At 49.2% G+C, this 21,549-nt stretch carries 19 protein-coding genes and 1 pseudogene; 15 read left to right on the top strand and 5 right to left on the bottom strand.

Annotated elements, in window-relative coordinates:
• Nucleotides 1–623 precede the first annotated feature (623 nt).
• Nucleotides 624–806 (top strand): annotated as a pseudogene (locus ACLJQJ_RS04755) (hypothetical protein); the annotation flags it as partial.
• Nucleotides 807–1,091: 285 nt separating this feature from the next.
• Here the strand turns inward: ACLJQJ_RS04755 and sopF are convergent.
• The gene (gene sopF / locus ACLJQJ_RS04750; protein ID WP_000917278.1) at nt 1,092–2,216 is read right to left on the bottom strand and encodes a type III secretion system effector SopF; all 1,125 of its coding nucleotides are present in this window, start codon (nt 2,214–2,216) and stop codon (nt 1,092–1,094) included.
• Between the two features lie 457 nt (nt 2,217–2,673).
• Entirely contained in the window at nt 2,674–3,924 is a 1,251-nt protein-coding gene (icd, locus tag ACLJQJ_RS04745; protein ID WP_000444508.1) for an NADP-dependent isocitrate dehydrogenase, read from the bottom strand.
• Between the two features lie 171 nt (nt 3,925–4,095).
• Here icd and rluE point away from each other — a divergent pair, with 171 nt between their 5' ends.
• The 9 genes from rluE to roxA all read left to right on the top strand — a co-directional run bounded on the left by rluE (nt 4,096) and on the right by roxA (nt 12,285).
• Nucleotides 4,096–4,761: a 23S rRNA pseudouridine(2457) synthase RluE gene (rluE, locus tag ACLJQJ_RS04740; protein WP_001249412.1), complete on the top strand. Its 666-nt coding sequence runs from the start codon at nt 4,096–4,098 to the stop codon at nt 4,759–4,761.
• Complete coding sequence (locus ACLJQJ_RS04735) at nt 4,758–5,087, top strand: lysozyme inhibitor LprI family protein (RefSeq protein WP_023138632.1); 330 nt, start codon at nt 4,758–4,760, stop codon at nt 5,085–5,087. The genes rluE and ACLJQJ_RS04735 overlap by 4 nt, the downstream gene beginning before the upstream one ends.
• Before the next feature lie 11 nt (nt 5,088–5,098).
• Nucleotides 5,099–5,560: an NUDIX hydrolase gene (locus ACLJQJ_RS04730; protein ID WP_023138631.1), complete on the top strand. Its 462-nt coding sequence runs from the start codon at nt 5,099–5,101 to the stop codon at nt 5,558–5,560.
• Between the two features lie 53 nt (nt 5,561–5,613).
• Complete coding sequence (gene mnmA, locus ACLJQJ_RS04725) at nt 5,614–6,720, top strand: tRNA 2-thiouridine(34) synthase MnmA (protein WP_000004540.1); 1,107 nt, start codon at nt 5,614–5,616, stop codon at nt 6,718–6,720.
• An 86-nt stretch (nt 6,721–6,806) separates the two neighbouring features.
• Complete coding sequence (hflD, locus tag ACLJQJ_RS04720; protein ID WP_001519653.1) at nt 6,807–7,448, top strand: high frequency lysogenization protein HflD; 642 nt, start codon at nt 6,807–6,809, stop codon at nt 7,446–7,448.
• A 3-nt stretch (nt 7,449–7,451) separates the two neighbouring features.
• Nucleotides 7,452–8,822 carry an adenylosuccinate lyase gene (purB, locus tag ACLJQJ_RS04715; RefSeq protein ID WP_000423763.1) on the top strand — a complete coding sequence of 457 codons (1,371 nt, stop codon included), beginning with the start codon at nt 7,452–7,454 and terminating at the stop codon, nt 8,820–8,822.
• Between the two features lie 126 nt (nt 8,823–8,948).
• On the top strand, nt 8,949–9,620 hold the full coding sequence (gene phoP / locus ACLJQJ_RS04710) for a two-component system response regulator PhoP (protein WP_001537766.1): 672 nt from the start codon (nt 8,949–8,951) through the stop codon (nt 9,618–9,620).
• On the top strand, nt 9,620–11,083 hold the full coding sequence (gene phoQ / locus ACLJQJ_RS04705; RefSeq protein ID WP_001031687.1) for a two-component system sensor histidine kinase PhoQ: 1,464 nt from the start codon (nt 9,620–9,622) through the stop codon (nt 11,081–11,083). The genes phoP and phoQ overlap by 1 nt, the downstream gene beginning before the upstream one ends.
• Nucleotides 11,084–11,163: 80 nt before the next feature.
• Nucleotides 11,164–12,285, top strand: coding sequence for a [50S ribosomal protein L16]-arginine 3-hydroxylase (gene roxA, locus ACLJQJ_RS04700; RefSeq protein ID WP_000456514.1), 1,122 nt, complete (start codon nt 11,164–11,166; stop codon nt 12,283–12,285).
• Nucleotides 12,286–12,324: 39 nt separating this feature from the next.
• Here the strand turns inward: roxA and ACLJQJ_RS04695 are convergent, their stop codons facing one another.
• Complete coding sequence (locus ACLJQJ_RS04695; RefSeq protein ID WP_063809513.1) at nt 12,325–13,659, bottom strand: hypothetical protein; 1,335 nt, start codon at nt 13,657–13,659, stop codon at nt 12,325–12,327.
• Between the two features lie 3 nt (nt 13,660–13,662).
• On the bottom strand, nt 13,663–14,892 hold the full coding sequence (gene pepT / locus ACLJQJ_RS04690) for a peptidase T (RefSeq protein ID WP_000359412.1): 1,230 nt from the start codon (nt 14,890–14,892) through the stop codon (nt 13,663–13,665).
• 250 nt (nt 14,893–15,142) lie between these two features.
• On the opposite strand from pepT, the gene potA reads away from it, so the two are divergent.
• From potA to potD, 5 genes are all read left to right on the top strand, one after another.
• Complete coding sequence (gene potA, locus ACLJQJ_RS04685) at nt 15,143–16,279, top strand: spermidine/putrescine ABC transporter ATP-binding protein PotA (RefSeq protein ID WP_000531607.1); 1,137 nt, start codon at nt 15,143–15,145, stop codon at nt 16,277–16,279.
• Nucleotides 16,263–17,126 (top strand): spermidine/putrescine ABC transporter permease PotB, encoded by an 864-nt coding sequence (gene potB / locus ACLJQJ_RS04680; RefSeq protein WP_000799391.1) that lies wholly within the window; start codon nt 16,263–16,265, stop codon nt 17,124–17,126. Before potA ends, potB begins: the two co-directional genes overlap by 17 nt.
• 328 nt (nt 17,127–17,454) lie before the next feature.
• Nucleotides 17,455–18,465 (top strand): SPI-2 type III secretion system effector SifA, encoded by a 1,011-nt coding sequence (gene sifA / locus ACLJQJ_RS04675; RefSeq protein ID WP_063809512.1) that lies wholly within the window; start codon nt 17,455–17,457, stop codon nt 18,463–18,465.
• Between the two features lie 315 nt (nt 18,466–18,780).
• A complete protein-coding gene (potC, locus tag ACLJQJ_RS04670; protein ID WP_000580299.1) occupies nt 18,781–19,560 on the top strand; it encodes a spermidine/putrescine ABC transporter permease PotC in 780 nt (259 codons plus the stop codon).
• Between the two features lie 24 nt (nt 19,561–19,584).
• Entirely contained in the window at nt 19,585–20,631 is a 1,047-nt protein-coding gene (potD, locus tag ACLJQJ_RS04665; protein ID WP_063809511.1) for a spermidine/putrescine ABC transporter substrate-binding protein PotD, read from the top strand.
• An 81-nt stretch (nt 20,632–20,712) separates the two neighbouring features.
• Here the strand turns inward: potD and cobB are convergent, their stop codons facing one another.
• Nucleotides 20,713–21,534: a Sir2 family NAD+-dependent deacetylase gene (gene cobB / locus ACLJQJ_RS04660; RefSeq protein WP_001191856.1), complete on the bottom strand. Its 822-nt coding sequence runs from the start codon at nt 21,532–21,534 to the stop codon at nt 20,713–20,715.
• Between the last annotated feature and the right edge of the window lie 15 nt (nt 21,535–21,549).

Below are 21,549 nucleotides of genomic sequence, written 5' to 3'. Positions count from 1 at the left end.
TCAGCGCAATAAAACAGAGCAACTCAAAAACAAAAAATTAGGCGTAGCGAAGTGGTAGAGGACTGTCATGTACTGGACCGTGAGCTGGTCGGGAGAGCAATGTACGGGAAAGAGCGCAATACTGTCATTGATGGCAACAGATGATAAGCGACAAATGGAAAAATACAGGGTGTTGGTAAACCGTGTGGACACATCAAAACCTGACTGGCCTGATAGGCCTGTAAGCCAGTAATATAACATTGTGAAAAATCAGGCTGGCGTTAATAAAACACACCAGCCTGAGGTAATATTCAGTTCAGGATGAGCTGATGAAACATAATAGTCAGATATACCCTCAGTCCTGATATGGTTGATATAGTTTTCTGTAAAAAACTAACAACCACAAACATCACACCACCCCGGTGGCTTTAGCTCACCTTCTGGCCAATGGTCACACCAGCCTGGGTGAACCAATGATTCGGGGTTTGGCCAGCCACCGAAGGCGTGTTTTGTATTATCTGGTGGGGGTTTTGAATCACTGGCAGCCATCGCCGATGCCGAAAAGGCTGTAGCCGACAACACCAGAAGCAATGGGAAAAATACACGATGTCTCATAATATCACCCGTAAATATTAAGATTATCCTTGCTGTTAACTTCCCTCATTTTCAGCATAACTCATGCTTCATCATCATTGAATAAACAATTAAGTTTGTTGAACGAAAATTTACTTAAAGAAAAAATAATAAGCCTTAATATTTTTTGCAGTATTTTAATTTATAGCAGAATAAATGTACGTAGATGGCGTAAAAACCTGATGAGCAGGAATATCGATAGCCAGTAAATCACTCCTGTGGTAATGCAGGACACCTGATGACTGTTAAGGTCGCTTCATCTGTAGCGCCGGTGAATTCCAGCGATTTAAGTGAAAAGTAGCCAGCAGGCGCTTCTGCTGGTCCATATTCCTCTATTTTTCAGGCCATACTGAAGTGCCACACAGGTATCTGACAGAACGGTCCTGAGATAATAAATATAAAAGCAGTTACTGCCTACCTCAAGAAGTATGTGCTCATGATCATTTAAAGCTCTTTTAAAGAGACTGATAATAAGCTTGTCAATATAATATTATGCAGTCTCTATTAAGCGCCTGGTTTATTTGTTTTGCATAATCATATAGTTGACTTTTCGAGTAAGAATTTTCTTGCAAAGACAAATAAACGTGTTTTATATCTCTAAATAAGCATACATCACCATGAATATGAGCTTCTATATAATTCCCTTCATAGCCTGTACCATAATTAGAATGAGCTAAAAATTTTTCGCCCTTAGCCATTTTAACCAAACTCTTAAAGCAATTATAACCAAAAAAATCATTTTGACAGGATGCAATCAGGTTCTCCATATGGCAAAATGTAGATAATTTACTCGTATCCAGGCCAAATCTGTGACCGTAGATATCAAAAGGTGAGAATGTACAATTTGTTTTTACATTATCATTTAATTCAAAAAATGATTTCCCATAGGCGCTGGCACCTCCATTTTCACCGTTCAGAAAGTCCAGTGCAGCATAAATTGGTCTGCTTGTAGGGCTAAAAGTTTTACTGTTGGGAGTATATGCTACGGAAAAACCGCCTGTCTGACCATATGGGGCATAAGGTGAATCTGCAAGCTTCTCCAGTTCAAATGCTTTAGTTTCAACTGAATCACGCCCGACATTATAAGCAGGTAAATCTCCCGGTCTGCAACCTAATGCATAAGAGTTCAGATATTCTTTATTTTTTAAGAGAGAGACAAAGTCAATTTTTGCTGCATTAAAATTTATTGTCAGCCGGGCATTTTGTAAAATATCCACCATCTTATTTAGCAAGAGAGCGCAATCTATTTCGGCACCACACTCACGGCTTATCCGCCTGAGCGCTTTTTCTCTTATTATGTCAGCGTCGCGCTGACACCTGGAATGAATATGCGCAAGTACTTGTTTTCCAAAAAGGCGGCCATACACCTTTTTACGCTCTTCATTGCTGAGACCGCAAAACACTTCGTCAAAAGAAAGCCTGTACGCTGCGCTTACAGAACCGCTCACCGCTCCGCTTTCTGGAAATGGCGGAACATCTTCAACAACATTTTTAACTTGCTGAATATCTGAAGACAGAGGAGTACGTCCGACATTTTTTTCCTTATCTGTTTCCAGATATTCCGGAACCTTTACACTTCCACTATAGCAGATAGGTTTGAGCATATGTCTCCTGAATTTTTACGACTAATAGTATTCACTTTCGCTGACGTATTCTTTATCAGGCTGATATTTCAACACTTTTTAGCCGCCTTGTAGAAGTGCAAATAAAGACACTAATGATTTCATAAAATGCTTAATCTACCCACTATTGCAGGCAATAAATTATCACCTTTTATTGAAATATTATCCTGATAATAACAACAAATCTAATAAGGCACTTTCAAAAAATAGCCAAACCACACATCATAAAGAAAACCACACACAATCAAAATCGGTAACTATCAGCTTTCAACGGGGCTCAGGTTATCATGACGATCGGGGTAAAGGATGGATTACTATTGCGGTCAGAATTGAGGAAGTTTTGATAAATTTTTTTGATAAAATTTTGATAACCGTTCGAATGCTAATAATAAAAACGGGGACGTTAAGTCCCCGTTTTTGTTTTTAACAATTATCGTTATTACATATTTGCGATAATCGCGTCGCCAAACTCACTACATTTCAGCAGTTTAGCGCCTTCCATCAGGCGTTCAAAGTCATAGGTCACGGTCTTCGCGGCAATCGCGCCTTCCATACCTTTAACAATCAGATCCGCCGCTTCGAACCACTGCATGTGACGCAGCATCATCTCCGCAGACAGAATAATGGAGCCTGGGTTGACTTTATCCTGGCCCGCATATTTCGGCGCAGTCCCGTGAGTCGCTTCAAACAACGCGCATTCGTCGCCGATATTCGCACCCGGTGCAATACCGATACCGCCAACCTGAGCCGCCAGGGCATCGGAAATATAGTCACCGTTCAGGTTCATACAGGCGATAACGTCGTATTCCGCCGGACGCAACAGGATCTGTTGCAGGAACGCATCGGCGATAACGTCTTTAACCACGATCTCTTTACCCGTGTTCGGGTTCTTAATTTTCAGCCACGGACCGCCGTCAATAAGCTCACCGCCGAACTCGTCGCGCGCCAACTGGTAGCCCCAGTCTTTAAACGCGCCTTCGGTGAACTTCATGATATTGCCTTTATGTACCAGCGTAACGGAATCGCGATCGTTGGTAATAGCGTATTCAATCGCCGCGCGAACCAGACGTTTAGTGCCTTCTTCAGAACACGGTTTGATACCGATACCGCAGTGCTCCGGGAAGCGAATTTTCTTCACGCCCATCTCTTCGCGCAGGAACTTGATCACTTTCTCAGCGTCTGCAGAGTCAGCTTTCCATTCAATTCCGGCGTAGATGTCTTCAGAGTTTTCACGGAAGATGACCATATCGGTCAGCTCCGGATGTTTCACCGGACTTGGCGTGCCCTGATAGTAGCGAACGGGACGCAGACAAACGTACAGGTCAAGCTCCTGACGCAGGGCAACGTTCAGAGAGCGGATACCGCCGCCAACCGGCGTGGTCAACGGACCTTTAATCGCTACGCGGTAATCACGAATTAAATCAAGGGTTTCAGCGGGAAGCCAGACATCCTGGCCGTAAACCTGTGTGGATTTTTCTCCGGTGTAAATTTCCATCCAGGAAATTTTACGCTCGCCTTTATAGGCTTTCTCGACGGCGGCATCGACCACTTTAAGCATGGCTGGAGTGACATCAACACCGATACCATCGCCTTCAATAAACGGGATAATCGGATTCTCAGGAACGTTGAGTTTGCCGTTTTGCAGGGTGATCTTCTTACCTTCCACCGGAACAACTACTTTGCTTTCCATTCACCTCTCCTTCGAGCGCTTCTGGTTTGCTCGTCTGTCATCGCGCTGCATGTGCAATGGCGTCCTGCTGCACGACTGCGTTAGAGCAATTTTTTGTTAATGTTTTGTAATGAGCATGTCAATACTACCCTATTGTTTGCCGCCATGAAAGACACTCATTATTGCGCTATAATGCGGCAATTAATAAGTTCTGAAAACACCATGCAAAAAACTTCTTTTAGAAATCACTACGTTAAGCGATTCAGCTCACGACAAGCATCTAAATCACGGAAAGAAAACCAGCCAAAACGCGTGGTTTTGTTCAATAAACCTTACGATGTGTTGCCGCAGTTCACGGATGAAGCAGGTCGCCGCACGTTAAAAGATTTTATTCCTGTGCAAGGCGTTTATGCCGCAGGCCGCCTGGACCGCGACAGCGAAGGGCTTTTGGTGCTGACTAATGACGGCGCGCTGCAGGCGCGCCTCACGCAACCGGGCAAACGCACCGGCAAGATTTACTATGTTCAGGTAGAAGGTATCCCGGATAATGCAGCGCTGCAGGCGCTTCGTACTGGCGTCACGCTCAACGATGGCCCTACCCTGCCCGCCGGTATTGAGATTGTCGCGGAGCCTGACTGGCTGTGGCCGCGCACCCCGCCGATTCGCGAACGGAAGAATATTCCCACCAGTTGGCTAAAAGTCACCTTATATGAAGGCCGCAACCGCCAGGTAAGACGCATGACAGCGCATGTCGGTCATCCCACTCTACGATTAATTCGTTACAGCATGGGCGACTACACGCTCAACGGCCTCGATAATGGACAGTGGCGCGAGATCGCACAGGAGAAAGACAGATGAAACGGCTTCTCATTGCTTTTGCTTTATTAACACCGTTATCCGTCGATGCGGCCAGCTTCGACTGCCAGAAAGCGCAGGCTGCGGATGAAAAGGCTATCTGCGCGCACCTGACGCTGAATGATAAAGACGTGGAAATGCACACCAAATATCAGTTTCTGAAAGGGTTGTTCGCGATGGGCAGTCGCGGCGCCCTGCAGGACGCCCAGCAGAGCTGGCTTAAACAGCGTCAGCAGTGCAAGGCCGACGTCACCTGCCTGACAAAAGCTTATAACGAGCGTCTGAAACAGCTTGACGCGATCTATGACCACATTGATAAACCGCTTTAATAAGGATGCCTATGTTCAAGCCGCACGTGACCGTTGCCTGCATCGTACATGCCGAAGATAAATTTCTGGTGGTGGAAGAGACCATCAACGGTAAATCGTTATGGAATCAACCTGCCGGACACCTGGAGGCAGATGAAACGCTGGCGCAGGCCGCCGCGCGTGAACTGTGGGAAGAGACTGGCATCACGGCGCAACCACAGTATTTTATCCGTATGCATCAGTGGATTGCGCCGGATAAGACCCCGTTCCTGCGCTTTTTATTCGCTATCAAGCTTGATCATATTTGCGCGACCGAACCCCATGACAATGACATCGATTGCTGCCGTTGGGTGAACGCCGACGAGATTCTGAACGCGCCGAATTTACGTTCTCCGCTGGTGGCTGAAAGCATTCGCAGTTATCAAACGGGACAACGTTACCCCTTATCTATAGTGGGCGAATTTAACTGGCCGTTTACAGAGGGTGTCAAGTAAAGGGCTGCGTGGTAGAATACGCCGCCTTGAAGTTCAATGTCGCGAGTATTCCAATGTCAGAAAGCCCAAAAAAAGTGATCGTCGGCATGTCCGGCGGTGTCGATTCCTCCGTTTCCGCCTGGCTGTTGCAACAACAGGGTTATCAGGTAGAAGGCCTGTTCATGAAGAACTGGGAAGAGGACGATGGTGAGGAATACTGTACCGCAGCAGCCGATCTGGCTGACGCGCAGGCCGTGTGCGACAAGCTTGGCATTGAACTGCATACCGTTAATTTTGCCGCAGAATATTGGGATAACGTCTTTGAACTGTTCCTTGAAGAGTACAAAGCGGGCCGTACGCCGAACCCGGATATTCTGTGCAATAAAGAGATCAAATTTAAAGCCTTCCTTGAATTTGCCGCAGAAGATTTAGGCGCCGACTATATCGCCACCGGTCACTACGTTCGCCGCGCGGATGTAAACGGCAAAAGCCGGTTGTTGCGCGGGCTCGACGGTAACAAAGATCAGAGCTACTTCCTCTATACGCTTGGCCATGAGCAGATTGCGCAAAGTCTGTTCCCGGTTGGCGAGCTGGAAAAACCGCAGGTGCGTAAAATCGCCGAAGATCTGGGGCTGGTAACCGCCAAGAAAAAAGATTCTACCGGTATCTGCTTTATCGGCGAGCGCAAATTCCGCGACTTTTTAGGGCGCTATCTGCCTGCGCAGCCGGGGAAAATCATTACCGTTGACGGCGATGAAATCGGCGAGCATCAGGGTCTGATGTATCATACGCTCGGTCAGCGTAAAGGGCTGGGAATCGGCGGCACCAAAGACGGTAGCGAAGACCCCTGGTATGTGGTGGATAAAGACGTTGAAAACAATGTGTTAATTGTCGCCCAGGGGCATGAGCACCCACGTCTGATGTCGGTAGGCCTCATCGCCCAGCAGCTACATTGGGTCGATCGCGAACCGTTCACCGGCACCCTGCGCTGTACGGTAAAAACCCGCTACCGCCAGACCGATATTCCGTGCACGATTAACGCGCTGGATGACGATCGTATCGAGGTCATTTTTGACGAGCCGGTTGCCGCCGTTACGCCGGGCCAGTCCGCTGTCTTTTACAGCGGCGAAGTCTGCCTGGGCGGCGGCATTATCGAGCAGCGACTGCCGCTGACGGTCTGATTATTCAATACACAACACCATTCAAGTCGCCTCAAAGCGGCTTAAAAGATGAAGTGTATTTTATTTGATACAAGGAAGCAGTGATTGTGGCAAAGAATTATTATGACATCACCCTCGCGCTGTCTGGCATTTGCCAGTCGGCACGCCTGGTGCAACAACTGGCGCACCAGGGGCACTGTGATGCCGACGCGTTGCACGTTTCACTCAACAGTGTCATTGATATGAATCCCAGTTCTACTCTGGGCGTGTTCGGCGGCAGCGAAGCTAACCTGCGTCTTGGTCTGGAAACACTGCTCGGCGTGCTGAATGCCAGCAGCCGACAAGGACTTAACGCCGAACTGACGCGTTATACGCTTAGCCTGATGGTGCTGGAGCGCAAGCTGTCATCCGCCAAAGGCGCATTGAATACGTTAGGCGATCGCATTAACGGCCTGCAGCGCCAGCTTGATCATTTTGATTTACAGTCAGACACGTTAATGAGCGCCATGGCGGGCATCTACGTGGATGTGATTAGCCCATTGGGCCCGCGCATTCAGGTGACGGGCTCCCCGGCCGTTCTGCAAAGTCCGCAGGTGCAGGCCAAAGTCCGCGCCTCGCTACTGGCAGGCATCCGTGCAGCCGTGCTCTGGCATCAGGTAGGCGGTGGTCGCCTACAACTTATGTTTTCTCGTCATCGCCTGACGACTCAGGCAAAACAAATTCTTGCTCATTTAACCCCGGAGTTATGATCTATGGAATTATCCTCACTGACCGCCGTTTCCCCTGTCGATGGACGCTACGGCGATAAAGTCAGCGCGCTGCGCGGAATTTTTAGCGAATACGGTTTGCTGAAATTTCGTGTACAAGTCGAAGTACGTTGGCTGCAGAAATTAGCCGCGCACGCAGCGATCAAGGAAGTTCCTGCTTTTGCTGCCGACGCAAACGGTTACCTGGATACGCTTGTGGCAAACTTCAATGAAGAAGATGCCGCGCGCATTAAAACCATTGAGCGCACCACGAATCACGATGTGAAAGCGGTTGAGTATTTTCTGAAAGAAAAAGTCGCCGCGATCCCGGCGCTACATGACGTTTCCGAATTTATCCACTTTGCCTGCACTTCTGAGGACATTAACAACCTGTCGCACGCGTTAATGCTCAAAACCGCGCGCGATGAAGTGATCCTGCCTTACTGGCGTCAGGTGATTAACGCGGTTAAAGATCTCGCCACGCAGTATCGCGATATTCCTCTGCTCTCCCGTACCCACGGTCAACCTGCCACCCCGTCTACGCTGGGCAAAGAAATGGCTAACGTGGCTTACCGTATGGAGCGTCAGTTCCGCCAGCTCAACCAGGTGGAGATCCTCGGTAAAATCAACGGCGCCGTAGGCAACTATAACGCGCATATCGCCGCCTATCCGGAAGTTGACTGGCATCAGTTCAGCGAAGAGTTCGTCACCTCGCTGGGCATCCAGTGGAACCCTTACACCACCCAGATTGAACCGCATGATTATATTGCGGAACTGTTTGACTGTATCGCGCGCTTTAACACCATCCTGATCGATTTCGATCGCGATGTATGGGGCTATATTGCGTTGAACCATTTCAAACAGAAAACCATCGCCGGGGAGATCGGTTCTTCTACCATGCCGCATAAAGTTAACCCCATTGACTTTGAAAACTCAGAAGGCAACCTCGGTCTGTCTAATGCAGTGTTGCACCATCTGGCAAACAAACTGCCGGTTTCCCGCTGGCAGCGCGATCTGACCGACTCAACCGTCCTGCGTAACCTGGGTGTCGGCATCGGCTATGCGCTTATCGCTTATCAGTCCACCCTGAAGGGCGTCAGCAAGCTGGAAGTAAACCGCGATCATCTGCTTGACGAACTGGATCACAACTGGGAAGTATTAGCCGAACCGATCCAGACCGTCATGCGCCGCTATGGTATTGAAAAACCATATGAAAAACTGAAAGAGTTGACCCGTGGCAAGCGTGTTGATGCCGAAGGAATGAAACAGTTTATTGATAGTCTGGCCCTGCCGGAAGCAGAAAAAACGCGCCTTAAAGCCATGACGCCGGCAAATTATATCGGTCGCGCTGTGACTCTGGTCGACGAACTTAAATAATGTCTGCCTCACCCTCTTTTCTTCAGAAAGAGGGTGACTATTTGTCTGGTTTATTAACTGTTTATCCCCAAAGCACCATAATCAACGCTAGACTGTTCTTATTGTTAACACAAGGGAGAAGAGATGATGCGCGTACTGGTTGTAGAGGATAATGCATTATTACGCCACCACCTGAAGGTTCAGCTCCAGGATTCAGGTCACCAGGTCGATGCCGCAGAAGATGCCAGGGAAGCTGATTACTACCTTAATGAACACCTTCCGGATATCGCTATTGTCGATTTAGGTCTGCCGGATGAAGACGGCCTTTCCTTGATACGCCGCTGGCGCAGCAGTGATGTTTCACTGCCGGTTCTGGTGTTAACCGCGCGCGAAGGCTGGCAGGATAAAGTCGAGGTTCTCAGCTCCGGGGCCGATGACTACGTAACGAAGCCATTCCACATCGAAGAGGTAATGGCTCGTATGCAGGCGTTAATGCGCCGTAATAGCGGTCTGGCCTCCCAGGTGATCAACATCCCGCCTTTCCAGGTGGATCTCTCACGTCGGGAATTATCCGTCAATGAAGAGGTCATCAAACTCACGGCGTTCGAATACACCATTATGGAAACGCTTATCCGTAACAACGGTAAAGTGGTCAGCAAAGATTCGCTGATGCTTCAACTGTATCCGGATGCGGAACTGCGGGAAAGTCATACCATTGATGTTCTCATGGGGCGTCTGCGGAAAAAAATACAGGCCCAGTATCCGCACGATGTCATTACCACCGTACGCGGACAAGGATATCTTTTTGAATTGCGCTAATGAATAAATTTGCTCGCCATTTTCTGCCGCTGTCGCTGCGGGTTCGTTTTTTGCTGGCGACAGCCGGCGTCGTGCTGGTGCTTTCTCTGGCATATGGCATAGTGGCGCTGGTCGGCTATAGCGTAAGTTTTGATAAAACCACCTTTCGTTTGCTGCGCGGCGAAAGCAACCTGTTTTATACCCTCGCCAAATGGGAAAATAATAAAATCAGCGTTGAGCTGCCTGAAAATCTGGACATGCAAAGCCCGACCATGACGCTGATTTACGATGAAACGGGCAAATTATTATGGACGCAGCGCAATATCCCCTGGCTGATTAAAAGCATTCAACCGGAATGGTTAAAAACGAACGGCTTCCATGAAATTGAAACCAACGTAGACGCCACCAGCACGCTGTTGAGCGAGGATCATTCCGCGCAGGAAAAACTCAAAGAAGTACGTGAAGATGACGATGATGCCGAGATGACCCACTCGGTAGCGGTAAATATTTATCCTGCCACGGCGCGGATGCCGCAGTTAACCATCGTGGTGGTCGATACCATTCCGATAGAACTAAAACGCTCCTATATGGTGTGGAGCTGGTTCGTATACGTGCTGGCCGCCAATTTACTGTTAGTCATTCCTTTACTGTGGATCGCCGCCTGGTGGAGCTTACGCCCTATCGAGGCGCTGGCGCGGGAAGTCCGCGAGCTTGAAGATCATCACCGCGAAATGCTCAATCCGGAGACGACGCGTGAGCTGACCAGCCTTGTGCGCAACCTTAATCAACTGCTCAAAAGCGAGCGTGAACGTTATAACAAATACCGCACGACCCTGACCGACCTGACGCACAGTTTAAAAACGCCGCTCGCGGTTTTGCAGAGTACGTTACGCTCTTTACGCAACGAAAAGATGAGCGTCAGCAAAGCTGAACCGGTGATGCTGGAACAGATCAGCCGGATTTCCCAGCAGATCGGCTATTATCTGCATCGCGCCAGTATGCGCGGTAGCGGCGTATTGTTAAGCCGCGAACTGCATCCCGTCGCGCCGTTGTTAGATAACCTGATCTCCGCGCTCAATAAAGTTTATCAGCGTAAAGGGGTGAATATCAGTATGGATATTTCACCAGAGATCAGTTTTGTCGGCGAGCAAAACGACTTTGTCGAAGTAATGGGCAACGTACTGGACAACGCTTGTAAATATTGCCTGGAGTTTGTCGAGATTTCGGCTCGCCAGACCGACGATCATTTGCATATTTTCGTCGAAGATGACGGCCCAGGCATTCCCCACAGCAAACGTTCCCTGGTGTTTGATCGCGGTCAGCGCGCCGATACCCTACGACCAGGACAAGGCGTGGGGCTGGCTGTCGCGCGCGAGATTACGGAACAATACGCCGGGCAGATCATTGCCAGCGACAGTCTGCTCGGCGGTGCCCGTATGGAGGTCGTTTTTGGCCGACAGCATCCCACACAGAAAGAGGAATAAACATTTCTGTGCGTTCTTCCACGCATCTCGTTAAGCATCCGTTATAATCGGTGTCAGATACCAGCCTGCGGATACTTAACATGGAATACCAATTAACTCTTAACTGGCCCGACTTTCTTGAACGCCACTGGCAAAAACGCCCGGTGGTCTTAAAACGTGGGTTTAGCAACTTTATCGATCCGCTCTCGCCGGATGAGCTGGCGGGGCTGGCGATGGAAAGCGAAATCGACAGCCGTCTCGTTAGCCATCAGGATGGCAAATGGCAGGTCAGCCATGGCCCTTTCGAAAGCTACGATCATCTGGGTGAGAGCAACTGGTCGCTGCTGGTACAGGCGGTAAACCACTGGCACGAACCCACCGCCGCCTTGATGCGCCCGTTCCGCGCTCTGCCGGACTGGCGTATCGACGATCTGATGATCTCCTTTTCCGTTCCCGGCGGCGGCGTTGGCCCGCATCTGGATCAGTATGATGTGTTTATTATCCAGGGAACCGGTCGCCGTCGCTGGCGCGTGGGCGAAAAGCTGCAAATGCGTCAGCACTGCCCACATCCCGACCTGTTACAAGTCGATCCGTTCGAGGCCATTATTGATGAAGAGCTGGAGCCGGGCGACATTCTGTATATTCCGCCAGGATTCCCGCATGAAGGCTATGCGCTGGAAAACGCCATGAACTATTCGGTCGGTTTTCGCGCGCCCAATAGCCGTGAGCTGATCAGCGGTTTTGCCGACTACGTCCTGCAACGGGAGTTGGGCAATACATACTACAGCGATCCGGATATGCCGTCCCGCAAGCATCCGGCGGATATCCTGCCGCAGGAGATGGATAAACTGCGTAATATGATGCTCGATTTGATCAATCAACCCGCGCATTTCCAACAGTGGCTTGGCGAGTTTCTCTCTCAGTCACGCCACGAACTGGATATTGCGCCGCCGGAGCCGCCGTATCAGCCTGATGAAATTTACGATGCCTTAAAGCAAGGCGAGGTATTAGTACGTCTCGGCGGGCTTCGCGTATTGCGTATCGGCGATGAGGTCTATGCGAATGGCGAAAAAATAGACTCTCCGCATCGCCCCGCTCTGGAGGCGCTCGCCAGTCATATTGCACTGACCGCTGAAAACTTCGGCGATGCGCTGGAAGACCCGTCCTTCCTCGCGATGCTGGCGGCACTGGTGAATAGCGGGTACTGGTTCTTCGAAGGATAAGAACATCGCAATGCCCGGCGACCGCCGGGCTGACGCAAACTATCCACAACGATCGCCGCCAGGTTTGGCGAAATCGTTATATTGCGGATCGCCCGGATAAATCGAGTGGGCCATTCGATGGCGAAATGACATTTGCCGATAGCGCCGCGCCAGTACGTTATCTCCAAGACCTTCGGCAATATTAGCCAGTTGCTGTAATCGTTCATACTGCATCTTTGCTGGATAAGCTACGGCATCAAGCGTAAAGGCGCGTTCCGCAAAGTCTTTTGCTTGTTCAAGCTGTTGATTATTCTTATAAAGCAGCGAAACACCATACAACACCATTGATACGTCAGACTGCCGACGTTTATATTCTTCCAGCAATGGGAGATAGAGGGAAGTACTGTCCAGGTCGATGTTTTCGGGCAAATAAAAGCGTAATCGTGATATTACCGTCGCCATTGGCGTTAAACGGCTCTGGTAATACGCGATAAGTTTAAGGTAGAGATCTTTCGCTTCCTTATAATGATGGCCCTGTGCATAAAAGCCAGCAAGATTATTGCTGTCAACCGTCATTTCGCCGAATTCGGCGCCATAAAGCGTTTGCTTAATTTTTAGCGCCTGACTTAGCGCATTAATCGCCTCGCTAATATGTCCTGCATTATAAGCAATATCCGCTTTCTGCTGCAAAAAAGAGGCGACGCGCTCACGATTATCCCAGGTTTTATCCCGTAAAATAACGCCCAACCACTGCCGCTCCGTTGCGTCTATCTTCGCCAAATAATAGGCTTTACGCGCACTATCACATTCGACATCCCGCTCTTCCAGCGCATCAGAATAAGCGTCGCGCATCCTGTTTAAGGTATAAACCAATGCCTCCGTCGATGCCTTTTTGTCTTTAAGACGCCACGTTAATGCCTGCTCTTGCCAGGCTATTCGCTGACGGTAATCAACCTTGATCTCGTATCGCCACTGCTCTGTAGATGAATACTCTATATGGCGATCGTCACTGTAAACATTAAAGGCCGCAAGGTGTTCAAACATATCGGCCCGATCGCCCGGATAAGTGCCCGCCGGAAATGTTTTCATGATTGCCCGCGCTCGCAGCAGCATTTGCGGCGTTAATTCAGGTTTACCCAGCCATTGATAAATATCGCTTTGTAATAGCAGGCTACGAACAAGCTGTATTGAGCGTTTGCCATATTGCCGCGAGGCCAGCCTCACCGCATCATCAATAAACGTCATGCAGGTTTCATCGCCGGTCATAAAACATGCTGCAGATTGTTGCTGGCGCTGGGACCAGGAAGGCGGATATTCGGCGCTCCAGGCAGAAAAATTGATGGCGGAAAATATCCCGCCATAAATAATAAAACGCTTCACCACAATGCGTAACATTCGCTACTGGCCGCGCTTCGCCGTCAGCTCCGCGATACGTACAATCACCTGTACCGCTTTTTCCATCCCCTCCAGCGTCACAAACTCATGTTTACCATGATAGTTATATCCGCCGGTAAAGAGATTAGGACACGGCAAGCCCATAAACGACAGTTGCGCCCCGTCTGTACCGCCGCGAATCGGTTTCATCTCCGGCGTAATATGACAGTCGCGCATGGCCTGCTGGGCGATATCGAGAATATGCGGATGCTCAACCACTTTTTCGCGCATATTGTAATAACTGTCTTCAATCACCAGTTCGATATAGCAGTCCGGATGCAGCCCCTTACCGACTTTTTTGGCAATCTCCATCATTTTGCGTTTACGCGCTTCAAACTGCTTACGGTCGAAATCGCGAATGATGTAGTGCATTTCGGCTCGGTCAACGGTGCCTTTCATGCTGGCCAGATGATAAAACCCTTCGTAACCTTCAGTGGTTTCAGGCGCTTCATCCGCCGGCACTTCCGCGTGAATCCTCGCCGCCAACGACAACGCATTGACCATCACACCTTTCGCCGTACCAGGATGCACGTTATTGCCGACGATTTTGATATTCACCGAGGCGGCATTGAAGTTTTCAAACTCCAGTTCGCCCACGCCGCCGCCGTCGACCGTATAGGCCCACTGCGCGCCAAATTCCTCAACATCGAAGTGCTTCGCGCCTTTCCCTACCTCTTCGTCAGGCGTAAACGCCACTTTAATGTCGCCGTGGGGAATAGGATTACCTTTCAGCACCGCCAGCGCGGTCATGATCTCCGCAACACCGGCTTTATCGTCCGCGCCCAGCAATGTCTTACCATCGGTAGTAATCAGCGTCTGTCCCAGTAATTGATGCAGTACCGGGAACATCACGGGTGACAACACCTCATCGCCAATCCCTAATGCTATATCGCCGCCGCGATAATTCTCGACAATCTGCGGGTTAACGTTTTTACCGCTGAAATCCGGAGAGGTATCCACATGGGAGATAAAACCAATGGCGGGAATATCCCCCTCAACATTGGCCGGGAGCGTCGCCATCAACGTCCCTTTTTCACTTAATGTAATGTTAACCAGCCCCATCTCTTCGAGCTGCTGTTTGAGCAAACGTAGTAACTTCCACTGCCCCTCAGTGCTGGGAACCTGCCGAACACCCGACTTTGATTGGGTATCCAGCGATACGTAGTGTAAAAAACGCTCAAGTAGTTTATCCATGCAGTCACCCTCACTTTTCGTGACAACATTATTAATAAGCAAGAAAAGACAAATATTGCGTCAGGTCACTTTTATCCCTGCAAACAAGAATATTTCACTTTGACACGCTTTCTGACTATAAAGCTAAGTCAGTAATTCGCAACAAGGATTGGCGATCACAGTGGTTTGCCGTAGAATGACCGCCCTCATTAAGAGTGATTAAGGTGGTTAACCACAAACCCCGCAGCGGTCAGCCATCCGTTGCGTTTACATGGGACAGAGTAAGAAATTGAATAATCAACCGCGTTCGCTTTCACCGCTGGTGCTTTTGTCGGGAATTAGCAAAAGTTTCGATGGCAAAGAGGTCATTTCACAGCTGGATTTGACCATTAACAATGGCGAATTCCTCACGCTGCTTGGCCCTTCCGGCTGTGGTAAAACAACCGTTCTTCGCCTGATTGCCGGCCTGGAAACCGTTGATGCCGGGCATATCATGTTGGATAACCAGGATATCACCCACGTTCCCGCCGAAAATCGTTATGTAAATACCGTATTTCAAAGCTACGCTTTATTTCCGCATATGACGGTGTTTGAAAATGTCGCGTTTGGCTTACGGATGCAAAAAACGCCAGCCGCCGAGATAGCGCCTCGCGTGACCGATGCGCTGCGTATGGTGCAGCTTGAAGAGTTTGCACAACGTAAACCGCACCAGCTTTCCGGCGGACAGCAGCAGCGTGTGGCTATCGCTCGCGCGGTGGTGAATAAACCTCGCCTGTTATTACTGGATGAATCGCTTTCCGCGCTGGACTATAAATTGCGCAAACAAATGCAGAACGAGCTTAAAGCATTACAGCGTAAACTCGGTATCACGTTTGTTTTTGTCACTCACGATCAGGAAGAAGCGCTCACCATGTCCGATCGTATCGTGGTAATGCGTAATGGCGTGATTGAGCAAGACGGCACGCCGCGTGAAATCTATGAAGAGCCAAAAAACCTGTTTGTCGCCGGTTTTATCGGCGAAATTAACCGCTTTGACGCAACCGTCATTGAACGGCTTGATGAACAGCGCGTCCGCGCCAGCGTAGAAGGTCGGGAGTGCAATATATACGTCAATTTCGCTGTCGAACCGGGCCAAAAACTGAACGTCCTGCTGCGACCGGAAGATCTACGCGTCGAAGAGATCAACGATGATAACCACATCGAAGGGCTTATCGGCTACGTGCGCGAGCGCAATTATAAAGGTATGACGCTGGAGTCGGTGGTTGAACTGGAAAATGGCAAAATGGTGATGGTCAGCGAATTCTTCAACGAAGACGATCCTGACTTCGACCATTCACTTGACCAAAAAATGGCCATTAGTTGGGTAGAAAGCTGGGAGGTCGTACTGGCTGATGAAGAACACAAGTAAATTCCAGAATGTAGTGATTGTCACTATCGTCGGTTGGCTTGTGTTATTCGTTTTTCTGCCCAACCTGATGATCATTGGCACCAGCTTTCTGACCCGTGACGACGCCAGTTTCGTCAAGATGGTCTTTACGCTGGATAACTACGCGCGCCTGCTCGATCCGCTCTATTTTGAAGTGCTCCTGCACTCTCTGAATATGGCGCTGATCGCCACCCTCTCCTGCCTGGTGCTGGGCTATCCTTTTGCCTGGTTTCTGGCGAAGTTACCGGAAAAGATACGTCCGTTATTGCTGTTTTTGCTGATTGTTCCTTTCTGGACCAACTCACTGATCCGCATCTATGGGCTGAAAATATTCCTGAGCACTAAAGGTTATCTCAATGAATTCCTGCTGTGGCTGGGCGTGATTGATACACCGATTCGCATCATGTTCACCCCGAGCGCCGTTATTATCGGCCTGGTTTACATTTTGCTGCCATTTATGGTCATGCCGCTCTACTCCAGCATTGAGAAGCTCGACAAACCACTACTGGAGGCCGCACGCGATCTCGGCGCCAGTAAAATGCAAACGTTCATCCGCATCATTATTCCATTAACCATGCCGGGCATTGTCGCCGGTTGCCTGCTCGTGATGCTACCGGCAATGGGCCTGTTCTACGTCTCCGATTTAATGGGTGGCGCGAAAAACCTGCTGATTGGTAACGTCATTAAGGTACAGTTTCTGAATATTCGCGACTGGCCGTTTGGCGCGGCGACCAGCATTACGCTGACCATTGTGATGGGACTCATGCTGTTGATTTACTGGCGGGCTTCCCGCTTATTGAATAAGAAGGTGAGTGATATAAGCGATTAATTGCGCAACGCTAACAAATCCACGCGCATTCAGGCATGAAGTTTATTCAAGGGTAAACTTCATGCCTCCGACATAAAAAACGCATGAAAGCAGTTTCCGCCAGCATTTCAAATCTACAGCATTATCTGCGGCAGGCCTTCTATTACTTTTACCTGTAGCGACGCTATCACAGACAGTAATGCATTTATACGTGGAGCTCTCAGGTTTTATACTGATTGCCAGTCTCTTTTAAATATTATATTACATCTGATGCGCCCGCAGTTGAGATAAAAAGGGTCGATTTAATCAATTATGTAGTCATTTTTACTCCAGTTTAAGTGAGATTATTATGCCGATTACTATAGGGAATGGTTTTTTAAAAAGCGAAATACTTATCAATCCCCCAGGGAATACGAAAGAAACATGTTGCAAAGTTTTATGGGAAAAAATTAAAGACCTCTTTTTTTCTACTGGCAAAGCAAAAGCGGACCGTTGTCTACATGAGATGTTGTTTGCCGATTGCACCCCCACACGAGAGCGGCTTACAGAGATTTTTTTTGAGTTGAAGGCATTAGCCTGCGCATCGCAAAGAGATAGATTTCAGGTTCATAATCCTCATGAAAATGATGCCATCATGATTCTTCGTATCATGGATCAAAACGAAGAGAACGAATTGTTACGTATCACTCAAAATACCGATACCTTTAGCTGTGAAGTCATGGGGAAGGTCTATTTTTTAATGAAAGATCGCCCGGATATTTTAAAATCGCATCCACAAATGGCGGCCATGATTAATAGAAGATATAGCGACATCGCAGATTACCCCCTCCCTTCGACATTATGTCTCAACCCTGCTGGCGCGCCGACATTATCGGTTCCATTAGACAACATAGAGGGGTATTTATATTCTGAATGGAGAAAAGGAAATTTAGATGAGTGGAAAACGCAAGAAAAGGTAACCTACCTGGCAGCGAAAATTCAGTCTGGGATTGAAAAGACAACGCGTATTTTACAGCATGCGAATATATCCGAAAGGACTCAGCAAAACGCATTTTTAGAAACAATGACAATGTGTGGCTTAAAACAGCTTGAAATACCACCACCACATACCCACATACCTATTGAAAAAATGGTAGAAGAGGTTTTACTGGCGGATAAGACGTTTCAGGCGTTCCTTGTAACGGATCCCAGCGCCAGTCTAAGCATGTTAGCTGAGATAATCGAAACCCTCTCTGATCAGGTTTTTCACGCCATTTTTAGAATAGACCCCCAGGCTATACAAAAAATGGCGGAAGAACAGTTAACCACGCTACACGTTCGCTCAGAACAACAAAGCGGCTGTTTATGTTGTTTTTTATAAAATCAGACGACGCTTTCTCAAACGTCACGTTCAGGGTTTACTCACGTACTCCATGTTTGCCTACAGAGTAACCTCTTGCCTGGTGCAATAATGCCGCATATGACCGGATCGGATGAGAATAGTCATTTAAATGGCCTTTTTTTCCCGCTCGTCTGGCAATTTGTTGTAAAATTCGCGGCTTCAAGCGGCAGCTTGCTTCTTCCCGGCTGCTGATAACCGCGAGACGTTTTGGAGAGATTTTGGAGAAGAGAAAAAATTGATCATTTTCAATACTCTAAAAGCACCCCATCCTCTGAATAAGAAGGTGGAACTTGAATGATCGGTCGGCTGCTCCGTGGCGGTTTCATGACTGCCATCTATGCGTATCTGTATATTCCCATCATTATTCTGATCGTGAACTCCTTCAACAGTTCGCGGTTCGGCATTAACTGGCAGGGCTTTACCACTAAATGGTACGAACTACTGGTCAATAACGACAGTCTGTTGCAGGCCGCTCAACATTCACTGACGATGGCGATTTTCTCAGCGACCTTCGCCACGTTGATTGGCTCGTTAACCGCGGTGGCGCTTTATCGCTACCGCTTTCGCGGGAAGCCATTCGTCAGCGGGATGCTGTTTGTAGTAATGATGTCGCCGGATATCGTGATGGCGATCTCCCTGCTGGTGCTGTTTATGTTACTCGGCATTCAACTGGGCTTTTGGTCGTTGCTGTTCTCGCACATCACCTTTAGCCTGCCGTTTGTGGTCGTCACGGTCTATTCGCGCCTGAAAGGCTTTGATGTCAGAATGCTGGAAGCCGCAAAAGACCTGGGGGCCAGTGAGGTAACGATTTTACGCAAAATCATTCTGCCGCTGGCGATGCCGGCGGTGGCGGCGGGCTGGTTGCTGAGCTTTACGTTGTCGATGGACGATGTAGTGGTCTCGTCGTTTGTCACCGGGCCGGGCTATGAAATTTTACCCTTAAAGATTTATTCCATGGTAAAAGTCGGCGTTTCACCAGAAGTGAACGCGCTGGCGACCGTTTTATTGGTGCTGTCTCTGGTAATGGTCATTGCCAGCCAGCTTATTGCTCGTGATAAAACCAAGGGCCGATAAGGCCCGTAATTCAGGGGACGTTAAATGAAAAAATGGTCACGCCACCTGCTCGCGGCGGGCGCCCTGGCGCTGGGTATGAGTGCCGCTCATGCCTCCGACAACGACACGCTCTATTTCTATAACTGGACTGAGTATGTACCGCCGGGCCTGCTGGAACAGTTCACTAAAGAGACCGGCATTAAGGTGATTTATTCGACCTACGAGTCGAACGAAACCATGTATGCCAAACTCAAAACCTATAAAGATGGCGCGTATGACCTGGTTGTTCCTTCTACATACTATGTCGACAAAATGCGCAAAGAAGGCATGATCCAGAAGATCGATAAGTCGAAATTAACCAATTTCCACAACCTCGATCCGGAAATGCTCAACAAACCGTTTGACCCCAACAACGATTATTCTGTTCCGTATATCTGGGGCGCAACGGCGATTGGCGTGAACAGCGATGCTATCGATCCAAAAACCATTACCAGCTGGGCTGACTTGTGGAAACCGGAATATAAAAACAGCCTGCTTTTAACCGACGATGCGCGAGAAGTCTTCCAGATGGCGCTGCGCAAGCTAGGTTATTCCGGTAACACTACCGATCCGAAAGAGATCGAAGCGGCATATGAAGAGTTGAAAAAACTGATGCCGAACGTAGCGGCTTTCAACTCCGATAATCCGGCGAATCCGTATATGGAAGGGGAAGTCAACCTGGGGATGGTGTGGAACGGTTCGGCCTTCGTTGCTCGTCAGGCTGGCACGCCGCTGGAGGTCGTCTGGCCGAAGGAAGGCGGTATTTTCTGGATGGATAGCCTGGCTATTCCGGCGAACGCGAAAAATAAAGAGGGCGCGCTGAAGCTAATCGACTTCCTGCTGCGTCCTGACGTCGCGAAAGAGGTGGCAGAAACCATCGGCTACCCTACCCCCAACCTGGCGGCGCGTAAGCTGTTAAGCCCGGAGGTCGCCAATGATAAGTCGCTCTATCCGGATGCGCAAACCATCAGCAAAGGCGAGTGGCAAAACGATGTCGGCGACGCCAGCGCCATTTATGAAGAGTATTATCAGAAGCTAAAAGCAGGACGCTAATTCAGCCAAAGCGCCTGTCGGGCCTACAGATGAACGTAACGTGAAATGTAGGCCGGATAAGGCGTTAACGGGCAAACAGCACTACAGCCCTTTCAGGAATTTATCAACAAATTCCGGCACAACCTGGCTTGCCGGGCCGTAGTGCTTCTCTTCAAACTCGCTGCCGACCTGGCTTGGCTCAAGATTCAGTTCCACCGTATGTGCGCCGTGCAGTTTTGCTTCATGCACAAACCCCGCAGCCGGATAGACATGACCGGATGTGCCAATGGCGATAAAAATATCCGCCATCGACAGCGCCATATAAATTTCATCCATGCCAAGCGGCATCTCGCCAAACCACACCACGTGCGGACGTAGCGGCGCCGGGAACTGACAGCAGTGACATTTATCTTCCGGCATCACATCGCCGTTCCATTCCAGAATCTGGCCGCTTTGCGAACAGCGCACCTTCAACAGCTCGCCATGCATATGAATGATGTTGCGATTGCCCGCGCGTTCATGCAAATTGTCGATGTTTTGCGTCACCAGCAAAAAGCGATCGCCAAGCGCTTCTTCAAGCTTCGCTAACGCCAGATGCGCCGCATTGGGTTGTATTTCCGGCTGTTGAAGCTGCTGACGGCGGGCATTATAAAATGTCTGCACCAGCCCCGGATTACGGGCGAATCCTTCCGGCGTTGCCACATCTTCAACCCGATGCTCTTCCCAAAGGCCATCCGCCGCGCGAAACGTACGAATACCAGACTCTGCAGAAATTCCTGCACCTGTAAGGACTAATACTCTTGGGTTTTCCATCATTTCCGGCACCACTCTGTCTCTGAAAAAGATCCGCTGGCGCAGACGTTCACGCAACAGACGTTTATTTTTACGAAAGCGGCTTAATCGATGAAACCGACGCGACTGCATAACAACCTCTTTTTT

Source organism: Salmonella sp. SAL04202 (assembly GCF_046550775.1).
Classification (GTDB): Bacteria; Pseudomonadota; Gammaproteobacteria; order Enterobacterales; family Enterobacteriaceae; genus Salmonella; species Salmonella enterica.
The sequence above is the reverse complement of the archived record's forward strand: the minus strand, read 5'-3'. Positions and strand labels throughout refer to the sequence as shown.

Excerpts from the sequence above, each read along its gene's own strand:
- mnmA (WP_000004540.1), top strand. The coding sequence starts at position 5,614 with ATGTCAGAAAGCCCAAAAAAAGTGATCGTCGGCATGTCCGGCGGTGTC.
- pepT (WP_000359412.1), bottom strand. The coding sequence starts at position 14,892 with ATGGATAAACTACTTGAGCGTTTTTTACACTACGTATCGCTGGATACC.
- roxA (WP_000456514.1), top strand. The coding sequence starts at position 11,164 with ATGGAATACCAATTAACTCTTAACTGGCCCGACTTTCTTGAACGCCAC.
- potA (WP_000531607.1), top strand. The coding sequence starts at position 15,143 with ATGGGACAGAGTAAGAAATTGAATAATCAACCGCGTTCGCTTTCACCG.
- potC (WP_000580299.1), top strand. The coding sequence starts at position 18,781 with ATGATCGGTCGGCTGCTCCGTGGCGGTTTCATGACTGCCATCTATGCG.
- rluE (WP_001249412.1), top strand. The coding sequence starts at position 4,096 with ATGCGGCAATTAATAAGTTCTGAAAACACCATGCAAAAAACTTCTTTT.
- potB (WP_000799391.1), top strand. The coding sequence starts at position 16,263 with ATGAAGAACACAAGTAAATTCCAGAATGTAGTGATTGTCACTATCGTC.
- phoQ (WP_001031687.1), top strand. The coding sequence starts at position 9,620 with ATGAATAAATTTGCTCGCCATTTTCTGCCGCTGTCGCTGCGGGTTCGT.
- icd (WP_000444508.1), bottom strand. The coding sequence starts at position 3,924 with ATGGAAAGCAAAGTAGTTGTTCCGGTGGAAGGTAAGAAGATCACCCTG.
- ACLJQJ_RS04730 (WP_023138631.1), top strand. The coding sequence starts at position 5,099 with ATGTTCAAGCCGCACGTGACCGTTGCCTGCATCGTACATGCCGAAGAT.
- ACLJQJ_RS04695 (WP_063809513.1), bottom strand. The coding sequence starts at position 13,659 with ATGTTACGCATTGTGGTGAAGCGTTTTATTATTTATGGCGGGATATTT.
- ACLJQJ_RS04735 (WP_023138632.1), top strand. The coding sequence starts at position 4,758 with ATGAAACGGCTTCTCATTGCTTTTGCTTTATTAACACCGTTATCCGTC.
- cobB (WP_001191856.1), bottom strand. The coding sequence starts at position 21,534 with ATGCAGTCGCGTCGGTTTCATCGATTAAGCCGCTTTCGTAAAAATAAA.
- sopF (WP_000917278.1), bottom strand. The coding sequence starts at position 2,216 with ATGCTCAAACCTATCTGCTATAGTGGAAGTGTAAAGGTTCCGGAATAT.
- phoP (WP_001537766.1), top strand. The coding sequence starts at position 8,949 with ATGCGCGTACTGGTTGTAGAGGATAATGCATTATTACGCCACCACCTG.
- sifA (WP_063809512.1), top strand. The coding sequence starts at position 17,455 with ATGCCGATTACTATAGGGAATGGTTTTTTAAAAAGCGAAATACTTATC.
- potD (WP_063809511.1), top strand. The coding sequence starts at position 19,585 with ATGAAAAAATGGTCACGCCACCTGCTCGCGGCGGGCGCCCTGGCGCTG.
- purB (WP_000423763.1), top strand. The coding sequence starts at position 7,452 with ATGGAATTATCCTCACTGACCGCCGTTTCCCCTGTCGATGGACGCTAC.